Annotated in this window: 11 protein-coding genes and 1 tRNA gene; 8 read left to right on the forward strand and 4 right to left on the reverse strand. The window is 67.5% G+C overall.

Annotation, left to right across the window (positions count from 1 at the left end):
• Positions 1-115 precede the first annotated feature (115 nt).
• The 6 genes from BM252_RS25615 to pth all read left to right on the forward strand — a co-directional run bounded on the left by BM252_RS25615 (position 116) and on the right by pth (position 4553).
• Positions 116-727, forward strand: a complete 612-nt coding sequence (locus BM252_RS25615; RefSeq protein WP_093390497.1) for an outer membrane lipoprotein LolB — start codon at positions 116-118, stop codon at positions 725-727.
• Positions 728-852: 125 nt separating this feature from the next.
• On the forward strand, positions 853-1731 hold the full coding sequence (ispE, locus tag BM252_RS25620) for a 4-(cytidine 5'-diphospho)-2-C-methyl-D-erythritol kinase (RefSeq protein ID WP_093390498.1): 879 nt from the start codon (positions 853-855) through the stop codon (positions 1729-1731).
• Between the two features lie 75 nt (positions 1732-1806).
• A tRNA-Gln gene (locus BM252_RS25625) sits at positions 1807-1883 on the forward strand.
• Positions 1884-2041: 158 nt separating this feature from the next.
• Positions 2042-2992, forward strand: a complete 951-nt coding sequence (locus BM252_RS25630; protein WP_093390499.1) for a ribose-phosphate pyrophosphokinase — start codon at positions 2042-2044, stop codon at positions 2990-2992.
• A 165-nt stretch (positions 2993-3157) separates the two neighbouring features.
• Complete coding sequence (locus tag BM252_RS25635) at positions 3158-3793, forward strand: 50S ribosomal protein L25/general stress protein Ctc (RefSeq protein WP_093390500.1); 636 nt, start codon at positions 3158-3160, stop codon at positions 3791-3793.
• A 175-nt stretch (positions 3794-3968) separates the two neighbouring features.
• Positions 3969-4553 carry an aminoacyl-tRNA hydrolase gene (pth, locus tag BM252_RS25640; RefSeq protein WP_093390501.1) on the forward strand — a complete coding sequence of 195 codons (585 nt, stop codon included), beginning with the start codon at positions 3969-3971 and terminating at the stop codon, positions 4551-4553.
• A gap of 133 nt (positions 4554-4686) precedes the next feature.
• On the opposite strand, the gene BM252_RS25645 is transcribed toward pth, so the two are convergent.
• From BM252_RS25645 to BM252_RS25655, 3 genes are all read right to left on the reverse strand, one after another.
• Entirely contained in the window at positions 4687-6204 is a 1518-nt protein-coding gene (locus tag BM252_RS25645) for a DUF3999 family protein (RefSeq protein ID WP_093390502.1), read from the reverse strand.
• Entirely contained in the window at positions 6201-9521 is a 3321-nt protein-coding gene (locus BM252_RS25650) for a DUF2339 domain-containing protein (RefSeq protein WP_093390516.1), read from the reverse strand. The genes BM252_RS25645 and BM252_RS25650 overlap by 4 nt, the downstream gene beginning before the upstream one ends.
• A 167-nt stretch (positions 9522-9688) precedes the next feature.
• Positions 9689-11536, reverse strand: a complete 1848-nt coding sequence (locus tag BM252_RS25655; RefSeq protein WP_093390517.1) for a DUF885 domain-containing protein — start codon at positions 11534-11536, stop codon at positions 9689-9691.
• A gap of 174 nt (positions 11537-11710) precedes the next feature.
• Between BM252_RS25655 and BM252_RS25660 the strand changes: the two genes are divergently transcribed.
• Together BM252_RS25660 and BM252_RS25665 are read left to right on the forward strand one after the other, a co-directional pair.
• On the forward strand, positions 11711-11998 hold the full coding sequence (locus BM252_RS25660) for a CopG family ribbon-helix-helix protein (protein WP_093390503.1): 288 nt from the start codon (positions 11711-11713) through the stop codon (positions 11996-11998).
• Between the two features lie 2 nt (positions 11999-12000).
• A complete protein-coding gene (locus tag BM252_RS25665; protein ID WP_093390504.1) occupies positions 12001-12297 on the forward strand; it encodes a type II toxin-antitoxin system RelE/ParE family toxin in 297 nt (98 codons plus the stop codon).
• 566 nt (positions 12298-12863) lie between these two features.
• Here the strand turns inward: BM252_RS25665 and tnpA are convergent.
• The coding region (tnpA, locus tag BM252_RS25670) for an IS200/IS605 family transposase (protein WP_093390505.1) at positions 12864-13194 on the reverse strand (331 nt) is incomplete at its 5' end.

Below are 13194 nucleotides of genomic sequence, written 5' to 3' on the forward strand. Positions count from 1 at the left end.
CATTCGGACACGGGCTCAAGTATTGATCCGGTCGGGCAAGCAAAAAATGTCCGAATGTCGGCACTGACCCCGCCTGACGCCTTCGCCGGCCCACCGCTCACTTTTTTCTATTTCCATGTCGATACGCTCAACCATTTCCCCGCTGTCCACCGCGCTGCTGTGCTGCGCACTGCTGAGCAGCTGCGCCACGCTGTCGGCGCCGCCGTCGGGCGCGCCGGTGGCGGCCTACCGCGCCACGCTGGAGCTGGGCGGTCGCCTGTCGGTCAACTACAGCCGCGACGGCAAGCCGGAGTCGCTGTCGGGCAAGTTCAACTGGACGCAGACGCCGCAGCGGGTCGACGTCAGCCTGGCCTCGCCGCTCGGCCAGATCATCGCCGCCATCAGCGTCACGCCCGGCCAGGCCACGCTGACCGAGGCCGGCAAGCCGCCGCGCACGGCCGCCGACATTGACAGCCTGAGCGCGCAGGCGCTGGGCTGGGAGCTGCCGGTGTCCGGCCTGCGCGACTGGCTGCAGGGCTACGCCACCGCCGCCGACGGCAGCCGCTTCGTCGCCAGCCCGGTACACGACACCGTCACCACGCGCGACGGCTGGCGCCTGCGCTACGTCTCGTGGCAGGAGGAGGGCGGCGCGCCGTCGCGGCCCAAGCGCATCGACGTCGAGCGCCTGGCCGGCGGCCAGGTCGACGAGATGGCGATCCGCATCGTCATCGACGAGCCGGCGCCCTGAGGCGCCGGCCCGGCCGCATCCGTCGCGCGAGCGCGGCCGCAGCCGCGCACGCTACCGCACACCCGCACACCCGCAACCGCAACCGCAACCACACACGCCACCGCCACCGCACGAGAAACCCCGTCATGACCAGTCTGAAGAATTGCCCGGCCCCGGCCAAACTGAATTTGTTCCTGCACGTGAACGGCCGCCGCGCCGACGGCTACCATCTGCTGCAAACCGTGTTCCAGCTGCTCGACCACGGCGACACGCTGGACTTCACGCTGCGCGACGACGCGCAGATCCGCCGCGTCAGCGACATCGCCGGCGTGCCGGAGGAGCAGGACCTGATCGTGCGCGCCGCCCGCCTGCTGCAGGCCGAGGTGCTGCGCCGCAGCGGCGCGCTGCCGCGCGGCGTCGACATCGCCATCCAAAAGATCCTGCCGATGGGGGGAGGGCTGGGCGGCGGCTCGTCCGACGCCGCCACCACTTTGATGGCGCTCAACAAACTGTGGAATGCCGGCCTGACGCGCCAGCAGTTGATGGACCTGGGCCTGCCGCTGGGCGCCGACATCCCCTTTTTCATCTTCGGCCAGAACGCCTTCGCCGAGGGCGTCGGCGAGGCGCTGCGCCCGGTGCGCACGCCCACTTGCTGGTACGTGGTGATCGAGCCCGGCGTCGCGGTGCCGACCGCCGCAATTTTTTCATCCGGGCTGTTGACAAGGGATACTCCGCCTATCATAATAACGGACTTTTCCAGCCACCTCGAAAATCAAACTGATTTGAAGGGTTACGGAAAGAACGATTTACAGCATGTGGCAACGAGTCTGTTCCCGCCGGTAGCCGAGGCGATAGAATGGCTCAGCGCTTACGGTGATGCCAGGATGACTGGTTCCGGTGCATGTGTATTTTGTGCAGTGGCAAACGAGGTTGACGCCGACGCGGTTTTGAGTAAAATGCCGAACAAGTGGTCAAGCTGGAAAGCCAAGGCGCTGATGCAGCATCCGCTCACCGCGATGTTGTAAGTAAGAAAAAAAGTTTTGGCTTGGCGTAATTTTGGTGATAGAATATCGCCGGTAACGACAAGCAGCAAGTTGCGTAGGGGAATCGCCAAGCTGGTTAAGGCACTGGATTTTGATTCCAGCATACCAAGGTTCGAATCCTTGTTCCCCTGCCATTCGTTTTCCCTGCAAATCTGTCGAGGCGAAGTTGGCCTCCAGTCAGGACGAAGACAGATGGTCCCGCCCAGCGCGGGTCATTCTTAGTACAGCGCCACGCGGACCTGCCGCTGGTGACCTTCAAAAAAATTTTCATCTTCTATCTCTGGGACTCCCAATGGCTTACGAAAACCTGATGGTTTTTACCGGCAACGCTAATCCTGCGTTGGCAGAAGGAGTCGCAAAAAATCTCGGCATCCCTCTCGGCAAGGCAAACGTCTCGAAGTTCTCGGACGGCGAAGTGATGGTGGAGATTAACGAGAACGTTCGCGGCAAGGACGTCTTCGTGTTGCAATCGACCTGCGCACCGACCAACGACAGCCTGATGGAGTTGATCCTGATGGTCGACGCCCTGAAGCGCGCGTCCGCTGGCCGCATCACCGCCGCCATCCCCTACTTTGGTTACGCCCGTCAAGACCGCCGCCCACGTTCGGCGCGCGTCGCGATTTCGGCCAAAGTGGTCGCCAACATGCTGGAAGAAGCCGGCGTCGAGCGCGTCCTGATCATGGACTTGCACGCCGACCAGATCCAAGGCTTCTTCGACATCCCGGTCGACAACATCTACGCCTCGCCGATCCTGCTGGGCGACCTGCAAAAGAAAAACTACCAAGACCTGCTGGTGGTCTCGCCGGACGTCGGCGGTGTGGTGCGCGCCCGCGCCTTGGCCAAGCGCCTCGGTTGCGACCTGGCGATCATCGACAAGCGTCGTCCGAAGGCCAACGTGTCCGAAGTGATGAACATCATCGGCGAGGTCGAAGGCCGCAACTGCGTCATCATGGACGACATGGTCGACACCGCCGGCACCCTGGTCAAGGCCGCCGAGGTGCTCAAGGAGCGCGGCGCCAAGAAGGTCATCGCGTATTGCACGCACCCGGTGCTGTCCGGCCCGGCGATCGAGCGCATCACCAACTCCTCGCTCGACGAGCTGGTGGTGACCGACACGATCCCGCTGTCGGAAGCGGCCAAGGCCTGCGGCAAGATCCGTCAACTGACCTGCGCACCATTGCTGGCCGAGACGTTCAAGCGCATCATCAAGGGCGATTCCGTGATCTCCCTGTTTATCGACTGAGATAAGCGAAAAAATTAGCGGTAACGGCGGCGCGCCTGGCTTTCAGCCGGCAGCGCCGTTGTGCATTTCCGGATTCATGGGCGCGCGAGCGCCCATTCTCGAAGCACCCTGGTCGCGGGGGCTTCATAACACGGGGCGCGAGCCCTGTATATTTTGGAGTATCACATGAAAGTTGTTGCATTCAAACGCGAATTGCAAGGTTCCGGAGCGAGCCGCCGCCTGCGCATTTCCGGCCAGACCCCTGGTATCGTCTACGGTGGCACCGAAGCCCCGATGAACATCACCCTGGACCACAACGCCCTGTACCACGCGTTGAAAAAAGAAGTGTTCCACTCGTCGATCCTGGATCTGGAAATCGACGGCAAAGTCCAGCAAGTTCTGCTGCGCGACTTCCAAGTCCACGCATACAAACAACTGGTTCTGCACGCTGACTTCCAGCGCATCGACGCAAGCACCAAAATCCACATGAAGGTCGCGCTGCACTTCGCCAACGCCGACGTGTCGCCAGCGGTCAAACTGCACGGCGCCACCATCAGCCACGTGCTGAACGAAATCGAAGTGTCGTGCCTGCCGAAAGACCTGCCAGAGTTCGTCACCGTTGACCTGTCGAACATCGACGTCGGCCACTCGCTGCACATCGGTGAAGTCACCCTGCCAGCCGGCGTGACCATCGTTGCCCACGGCGCGAACCAGACCGTTGCCACCGCTTCGGTACCAGCCGGCCACGTTTCGGCTGAAGCCGCTGCCGCTGCTCCAGCCGCCGCCGCTGACGCTAAGCCAGCCGCTAAAGCCAAGAAGTAATTCGGCCGCCGCAGCGATGCGGTAGCAGATGGGAAAAACCCGCCGGCCCCGCTGGCGGGTTTTTTTTAGTCCGGGCCATCGGCAAAGGCCCCCGCACCGGTAGCATGCGGGAGGTTTTGCCGATTTTCCGCACGAATGCGAGCACAGGCTCGCCAATTTTCGAAGACAGCACACCATGCCCATACGTCTCATCGTCGGCCTCGGCAACCCCGGCGCCGAATACGAACAAACCCGCCACAACGCCGGCTTCTGGCTGGTCGACAACCTGGCCAACAGCCTGCCCGGCGTGCGCCTGCAGCGCGAGACGCGCTTCAACGCGATGGTGGCCAAGACCAGCATCGGCGGCAACGAGGTGTGGCTGCTCGAGCCGCAGACCTATATGAACCGCTCCGGCCAGTCGGTCGGCGGGCTGGCGCGCTTCTACAAGATCAATCCGGACGAGGTGCTGGTGGTGCACGACGAGCTCGACCTGATGCCCGGCATCGCCCGCCTGAAGAAGGGCGGCTCGGCCGGCGGCCACAACGGCCTGAAGGACATCACCGCCGCGCTCGGCACGCAGGACTACTGGCGGCTGCGGCTGGGCATCGGCCATCCGCGCTCGCTCAGCCTGCAGCAGCAGGTGGCCGACTTCGTGCTGCACCGCCCGCGCCGCGAGGACCAGGTGCTGATCGAGGAGGCCATCGAGAAGTCGCTGCTGGTCATGCCGCAGATTTGCGAAGGCAAGTTCGAGGCGGCGACGATGAAGTTGCACACGGCTTGAGCTGGCGTCGGCGCTGTTGAGTTAACGCGCCAGCGGCTACAACACCACCCAACGGCGCAGAGCCAGGGTCAGACCCACAGGGTCTGACCCTAGATTTTCGCCGGTGGGGTTTCTTAGCTCAGCTGCGTTTTGGCTAGCCACCCGAGGGCGTTGAACCCAGTTCGTCGATCTTGGATGCCGCCGGCTTGACCAGGCGCCACACCATCAGCCCCAGCACCGCCACCCCCAGCAGCAGCACCCCCCACAACACCCACAGGCGCTGGCGCGCCGCCGCGCCGGCCTGCGCCAGCGCGTCGTTGGCGGCCGCGTCGGCGCCGGCGTGGCGCTGTTGCGCCGGTCCGGCGCTGGCCGTCTCCAGCATCTGCACCTCGGCGGCGGAAAAGCCGGGCGCCACCTGGCCCAGCGCGCGCGCGGCGGCGACGGCCTTGTCGCGGCCCACGGCCAGGCTGTAGGGCGGCGCGCCGCTGGCCAGGAACACCAGCGTGGCCGGCTCCCAGGCCAGGCGCAGCACCGGCTGCAGGCCGCCGATGCCCTGGCCGCGCGCGGCCCACTGCTTGGCGTGGCGGGGTTCGATGTCGAGCTCGCCGGAGGCGCGCACCTGGCCGTTTTGCACGATGCGGTAGAAGGTGGCGCTGGCGACCGGCTCGAACAACCAGCTGCCGGCCTGGCCCAACTGGCGCGGCGGCAGCTCGCGGTAGCCGCCCAAGGTCACCGGCAGCACCACGGTCTGCGTGCCGAAGTCCAGGCCGACCTGGCTGGTGGGCACGGCCAGCGGCGCCGCGTACACCAGCTCGTCGGCCTGCCGGCCGGGCGCCGGCTGCAGCCGCAGCTGGTCGCGGTAGGGCGGCGCCTCGCTTTGCAGCAGCTGCTCGGCGACGATGCCGGCGAACTGCTGCGGCACGCCGCTTTGCCAGCGCAGGCGGGCGTAGCGGAAGCGGCGCGGGGTGAATTCCAGCTTGTCGTTGGCCAGCGTTTGCGCGTCCCGGCTGACCAGCCAGTTCAGCTCGGTGGCGCCGGCCGTGTCCCAACGCTTCAGGTCGTCGCTGGTGTCCAGCCACACTTGCGCGTTGTACTCGCGCAGCTCGGCCGGCGGCGTGAAGCGCAGCGCGTCGATCAGCGGCGCCGCCTCGGCCGGGACGGACGGGCCCAGGTCGAGGATCAGTGCGCTCAGCCGCGGCGCCGCACCGGCTCCGCTGCCTGTTCCGGCCGCCGCCTGCTCCGGCCGCACGCGCACCGACAGCAGCCGGCCGTCGGCGCCGGTGCGCACGTCCAGGTCCAGCGGCTGCGCCGGGTCGGCGGAACTGGACAGCGGGAAGATCTTCAGCGGCAGGTTGCGGTGGCTGGTCTGGCGCTTGCCCTGCGCCGCCTGCAGCGTGAACGGCAGCGCCGCGCCGTGGGCGTCGAACACGCGCAGGTCGTCCAGCTGGGGCGAGCGGGCGTGCAGGTAGACGTCCGGCGGCAGGCGCAGCTGCAGCACGCCCTGGCCGGTCTTGGCGCTGAGCGGCAGCGTCCAGGCGTAGTCCTGCGGCGCGTCGCTGACGGCGGCGGGCGGCGCCGACCAGGCCGGCAGCGCCAGCGCGGCCAGCGCCGCGACCAGGCCGCGCCGCGCGCGCCCTTGTGCTGTATGGCTTGCTGCGGTGAGTGCGATCATGCGGCCTCCTGCTTGGTGGTCTGCCCGGCGGGCGAGGGGTAGGGGGCCAGATAGCCGATGCCGACCATCAGCGCGCCGACGCCGAGGAAGGAGACGATGCGCTCGACGCCGCCGACGTTGGACAGGTCGACCAGGAACAGCTTGGCCACGGTCAGCCCGAGCAGCGCGGCGCCGGCGATCCAGACGGGCCGGCTCAGCCGCTTGGCGGCGTGGCGCATCAGGAGCAGCGCGGTGACGCTCCACACCAGCGACAGCATGGCCTGGACGAACTGCGAGGCGAACAGCGCGTCGAAGGCGTAGTCGATGTGGGCGTAGTGCGACACGGTGCGCAGCAGCGCCAGGTTGAACCAGCCGTAGGCGGCCACGGCGGCGGCGACCAACAGGCGCGGCCGCAACCGCGCCAGCGCGGACGGCGCGCCGGCGGCGGCCGGCTCGTCCTCGCGCAGCATGCGGTAGCAGGCCGCCGCCAGCAGCATGGCGAAGCAGCTGCTCAGGTCGAGCGGATTGAGCAGCGGCAGGTAGGGCAGCGGCGCCATGGCGCCGTCCTGCGTCAGGTTCCACACCGCCAGCAGCAGCACCGACCAGGCGCAGGCCAGCGGCAGCAGGCGGCGCCGGTACCAGGCGGCGATCGGCGCCACCGGCCAGCCGCCGGCGCGGCTGCGTTGCATCAGCCAGGCCAGCGCCGCCATCATCAGCCAGGCCGGGATGAAGCGCGCCCAGCTGGCGTCGGTGTGCCAGCCGGCGTCGGCCAGCAGCTGCGCCTCGGCGTTGTCGCCGTCCTGCAGCCAGCGCGCGATGTTGATCGCCGCCACCGGCCAGATCATCAGCCACGGGCCGGCGCTGCGCAGCGTGTGCAGCAGCTTGAGGGCGACATCGGCGATGCGCCAGCGGTTCTTCGGCCAGACGCGCAGCAGCCATTCGCCGGCCAGCAGCAGGGCCGCGTAGGCCACCCAGCTGTGCGCCTTCGGCAGGGTGTTCGCCGCGTAGAGCGTGCCGAGCATGGCCAGCGTGCCGAGCACCTGCGCCAGCCAGACGGACAGCGTGGCCCAGCGCAGCTGCGGCCAGTGCAGACGCCGCGCCGCCAGCAGCAGCGGCGCCGTGCTCGCCGCCAGCAGCAGGCAGTAGGCCGACCAGCACAGCTCGGGGAAGAGGTGGTAGGCCGCGCCGTTGAGCTGCATGTGTGTGGCCAGCCAGTTGGACAGGGTGGGCAGGACCAGCGCGAACCACCACAGGCCGGACCACAGCAACAGCAGCGTCGACAGCGGCGCCAGATTGGACTCGCCGGCGCGCACTTGGCGCATCAGCGCCCAGGCGCTGAACAGGGCGCCGGCCAGTATCATCAGCTCGCCCAGCACGGGCGTGTCGAACAGCTTGGGCGTGGGCAGCCACCAATCCATCCTGAACAAGCCGAGCAGCGTGGCGCCGGCCACCACCTGGGCCGTCAGCGCCAGCCAACTGGCCAGCCGCCAGGCCATGCGTTTGGCGATCAGGCCGAGGCCGACGGCCGTCAGCAGGGCGCTGAGCACCAGCAGGTTGGCTTGGCTGACGGCCTGGGTGCGCAGGAAGATTTCGGTCCAGGCGCCGGCGATCAGCCAGACCGTGGCGACGGCCAGGAACAGGCCGGCCAGCGGCGCGAAGGCGCGGCCCAGCGCGGCGTTCTCGTCGCCGTTCCCGTCCACCACGCCGTCGGCGTGGGCGCGGAAGCGGGTCGCCATCAGGAAGGCGGTGGCGGCCAGCAGCAGGAAGCCCAGCCACAGGTTGGACTGCAGCGCCGTCGCCGGCGCCAGGCCGCTGACGCTGCCGATGAAGCTGAGCCAGGCGCCGGCCTGTACCAGCAGGCCGAACACCCAGGTCAGCGTCTGGCGCTGGCGCAGGCCGACCCAGACGATGCCGGCGCCCTCCAGCGCCCAGGCGGCCGAGGTCCAGCGGCCGTCGAGCGCGAGCGGGATGGTCAGCGTGCCGAACACCACGCCGATGGCCAGGCAGGTGTCGCCCAGCAGCGCGTACCTGGCGCGGTTGCGGCGCAGCGCCACGGCCAGGCCGACGTAGAACAGGCCCAGCGCCAGCGCCGAGTAGGCCAGGCCGAACTCGATGTGGCGCACCAGGCCGGCCTGCAGGCCGAAGGCCAGCATCGGCGTGCCGAAGATCAGCGTGCCGTCGACGTAGTTCTTCAGCCGCACCGCCTGCTGGCGCGCGTAGGCCAGGGCGATGGCGACGTAGTAGAGGAAGAACAGCAGCAGGAACAGCTGGGCCGACAGGTAATCCTCCGGCCGGTAGCGCAGCACACCCCAGGCGGTGCCGATGGCGAAGGTGAAGGCGAAGCCGAGCAGGTTGAGGGCGCGCCAGGAGCGCAGCAGCGCCAGGCCGAACACGCCGGCGTTGAGCAGGGCGTAGTAGGAGAACAGGCCGATGTGGCTGCCGCCGCCGGTGGAGGCGAGGATGGGCGCGGCGAAGCCGCCGACGATGCCGAACAGGGCCAGCCACTGGGCGTTTTGCAGCGCCGCCAGCACGCAGGTGAAGGTGGTCAGCACGAACAGCAGGGCGAAGGCGAGCGAGCCGGGGATCAGGTGGTAGAGGCGGAAGGCGCCGAAGGTGACCAGCATCAGCACGGCCAGCGCGGTGCCCTGCACCGGCAGGCTGATGCTGGGGCGGCGCTGGCGGATGCGCCAGCCCCAGGCGAGCAGGGCGATGTCGACCAGCACGATGCCGGCCAGGCGGAACTCGATCGGCACGCTGACCCGCGCGGCCGTGTACTTGAGCAGGAAGCTGATGCCGATGAACAAGATCAGCAGGCCCAGCTTGGCCACCAGGTTGCCGCCGAACAGCCAGGCCTTGGCCGCCAGCAGCCATTGTGGCGGCGGACTCGGCGGTTGGCCTGGCGCCGGCGGTTCGGACCGGCGGGCCTCGGCGGCGGCTTGCCGGCCAAGCGCCTGCGCGGCAGCCTGCTCGGCGGCGGTTTGCTCCGCTGCCGCCTGCTCCGCTGCCGCCTGCTCCGCCGCCGCTTGCCCGGTGGCCGCCGCCTCGGCGGCGGCCGGCGCGGCGCGGTCCGCAACGGTGGCGGCGGCGTCGTCGTTGGCCGCCGCGTGCTGGTTGAGGAAGGCGGCGCTGTCCGCCTCAGCTCCGGCCGGTGCCGGTGTTGGTGTTGGCGTGGCCGGCGCTTGCCACGTTTGCGCGCGCAGTGAAGCCAAGTCCACCCGCAGGCCGGCCATTTCGTTGCGCAGATCGTGGATCAGCTTGTGCGCCTGGCGGGTGCTGGTATTGGCCAGCCAGGCGTAGCGGAAGGTCACCACGCAAAAAATGAATAACAGGAACTCCATCAAGTCGCTCTCCCGGAAATGCTCGACGGCCTCGGGCGCGGAATCGCCCGGGGCCAAGCGGAAGCAAAGTTGACGATATCATAATTGATGTGCCGGCCGGCGTTTTCGGCTTTGCTGCGCCTCAACGCCGGGGCTTGGCGCCGGCGCTTGCCGCTGCCCGGTTTCCGCTACTTCGACGCGGCGATCCAGCGCTCGACCCGCGCCTCCAGGATGGGCAGCGGCAAGGTGCCGTCGCCGATCACCACGGCGTGGAACTTCGGATAGCTGAACTTGTCGCCCAGCGCCTGCTCGGCCCGGCCGCGCAGCTCGAGTATCTTCAGCGCGCCGATCTTGTAGCTCAGCGCCTGCGCCGGAATGACCATGTAGCGTTCGATCTGGTTGCGCGCCCGCGCCTCGCTGTAGCCCAGCGTCTCGACGGTGTAGGCGATGGCCTGCTCGCGGCTCCAGCCCAGCGCGTGCATGCCGGTGTCGACCACCAGGCGCACTGCGCGTAGCATCTCCGCGTTCAGGTGGCCGTAGTAGTAGGCCGGATCGTCGTACAGGCCGAACTGCTTGCCCATGGTCTCCGAGTACAGCGCCCAGCCCTCGGTGAAGGCGGCGTTGTTCGGGTTCTCGGTGCTGAACTTGCGGAAGTCGGGCAGGCCGATCTCCTTGAGCAGGGCGGCGTGCAGGTGGTGGCCGGGCAGGCCCTCGTGCAGGAACAGGCTGGCCATCTCGACCCGGCTGTACTGTTTGGCATCGTTGACCACCGGCCAGAACACGCCGGGATGCGAACCGTCGGCGGCCGACGGCGTGTAATGGTCCGACGCCGTGGCGCGCGTCAGCTCCGGCTCGAGTTGCAGCTCCAGCTTGGCCTTGGGCACCAGGCTGTAGTAGGCCGGCAGCTTTTGCAGCACCGTCGCGTAGATCTGGCGGTAGGCGTCGAGCACCTCGGCGTCGCTGCGGAAGGGCTTGAACTTGTCCTGCGCGCTGACCCACTGCGGCAGTTGCTGCGGCGGTCCGTCGTAGCCCAGTTGCGGGCCGAGGGCCAGCAGTTGCTGCTTGATCCGCGCCACCTCCTCCAGTCCCTTGGCGTGCACCTGCTGCGGCGTCAGCGGCAGGTTGGTGCTGTCCTGGATGCGCGCCAGATACCAGGCCTTGCCGTTCGGCAGCGCGTCCCAACCGCTGCTGGCGCGGCCGGCCGCCAGGTAGTCCGTTTCGAGGAAGCGCACCAGGCGCTCCAGCGCCGGGGCCAGCTTGGCGGCGACGGTGTGGCGGTAGGCGGCGCTCAGTTTTTGCTGGTCGGCGGCGGAGAACTCGGCGGGCAGGCGCGTCGCCGGCGAGTAGAACACGCTGGCCTCCGGCGTGGCGCTGCGCAGCGCCTGGAACTGCGGCAGCATCGCCACGGTGATGGCCTTCGGTTGCACCACGCCGAGGCGGATGCCTTCGCGCATGTTGGCGATGGCCTGGGCTATCCACGCCGGTAGTTGATTCAGGCGGTTCAGATAGGCGCGGTGTTGCTTGACCGTGGACAGCGGCTGCGAGCCGGTGCCGCCGGCGTAGTTGGCCAGCGTGCTGGGCACGTTGTCCATCTGGTTGAGCGGCAGCAGGTGCTCGGGGTAGGGCGCCAGCTTGAGCGCGCCGTCCAGCTCGTAGGCGAGCAGGTCGTAGGTCAGCTGGTCCTGCTCGCCCAGCGCGGCGCGGGCGACGCCGCGCAGGCGCAGCTGCAACTGGCGGTACATGGCGAATTGCAGCGCGCGCACCTTGGGCGAGATGGCCAGGCCGATCTGGTCGTCGTAGCGGCTGTCGCCGTTGGCGGTGGCGAACAGCAGCGGGTCGTACTTGGCGCGGGCGAGGTGGAAGGCGTCGGCCAGCCGGTCCAGCTGCTTCTTCGCTTGCGCCGACGCTTGCGCTTGCGCCGCTGCCGACGCGGCGGCCTGCGCCGGCGGTGTCGTCAGCGCGCCGGCGGCGCCGGCCAGCAGGCAGGCGAGCAGGGTGGTGCGGCGGAGCGTGGCGAGGGAAAGCGGCTGCGGCATGGCGATGTCCTTGGCGGTGGTTGGGGTGGCCACAGAATACCGCAGTTCCAGCCGGCCGCCTTCATCGGTGTGCCCCATGCCATATCGAGGGGGCGACGCGAGTGCCGGCTCCTGCTTTACCGCCATGCTGGTAGCACAATTGTGCTACATTGAAGCGTACCCACGGAGATCTCCATGTCCACGACGACAACGATTCGCCTGCCCGAGGAATTGAAGGCGCGCATTGCCAGCGCCGCCGAGCGCGCAGGCAAGACGACCCACAGTTTCATTCTCGAGGCCATCACGGAGAAGGCGGAAATCGAGGAGCAACGGGCGGGCTTTGATGCCGAGGCCGATGCGCGGTTTACCAAGATCGTCGCCACCGGGAAAACCATACCTTGGTCGGAGATGCGCCAATACCTTGAGGCTCGCCTTGCCGGTCAGCAGCCGCCCCGTCCTGTCGCCAAGAAAAAACGGGACTGAACATGGCCCGCGTCGAGTTGGCCGCCGAAGTTGCGGAGGACTTCGACCGCATTCTGGCCTTCCTTGCGCAACATGACGCGGCCGCCGCAGCCGCGCGCGTGATGGAAATCATGCAGGCGGTTGAGGTTCTTGCGCACAACCCTCTCATAGGCAGACCCATTTCGAACGGCAAGCGGGAGCTTGTCATTGGACGGAGGTCGCATGGCTACGTGGCCTTGTACCAGTACGTGGAAGCGATCGACACAGCGTTTGTGCTCGCCGTGCGTAGCCAGCGCGAGGCTGGCTATATCCGGAACTAATTAGTCGTCCGCCGCGTGGAGCTTGGCGCGCAGATCCTCGACCAGGCGCTTGCGGCTGCTCACCGGCTACTTGACGGGCGAGAACGGCGTGTTGTTTGACCGTGGACAGCGGCTGCGAGAAGGTGCCGCCGGCGTAGTTGACCAGCGTGCTGGGCACGTTGTCCATTTGCTTGAGCGGCAGCAGGTGTTCGGGGTAGGGCGCCAGGTTGAGCGCGCCGGCCAGCAGGCAGGCGACCAGGGTGGTGCGGCGGAGCGTAGCGAGAGAGAACGGCTGCGGCATGGCGATGTCCTGGGTGGCGTTAGGGCGCCACAGAATACCGCGATTCCGCCGCAGCGTACCTTGGCGAGCTTGATCAATGCTATTTATCGAGTCCCCCACTACGATTGTGGCATGATACAAATTATCCAGTCTAAGACGTTTCTGCGGTGGTCGACAGGGCTACGTGATCAGCTTGCACAAGCGTTGATCGCGGCGCGCCTGACCCGTTTGACCAAGTGCGCGGCAAGCCCCGTCCTTCAGGACGGGGTCAAGAGCGCGGACGGCGCAGCCGTCCGGTTTGGTGCATCTAGTGCGGTGTCTGCTGCTGCTGCTGCTGCTGCTCGATGTACTGGCGGATAACTGCAATGGGCGCACCACCACAGCTGCCTGCGAAGTAGGACGGCGACCACAACGCGCCTCCCCATAGTTTCTTGCAGATGCTCGGATAGTTCTTCTTCCGAATCATCCGGCTCGACACGCCCTTCAGGCTGTTCACCAGATTCGAGACGGAAACCTTGGGCGGGTAGTTCACCAGCAGATGTACATGATCGTCCTCGCCATCGAACTCCACCAGTTCGGACTCGAAGTCCGCGCAGACGCTTGCAAAGATTGGCCTGAGGTCGTCGAGTATCTCTTTT

Source organism: Rugamonas rubra (assembly GCF_900114705.1).
In the GTDB taxonomy this organism is placed as follows: domain Bacteria; phylum Pseudomonadota; class Gammaproteobacteria; order Burkholderiales; family Burkholderiaceae_D; genus Rugamonas; species Rugamonas rubra.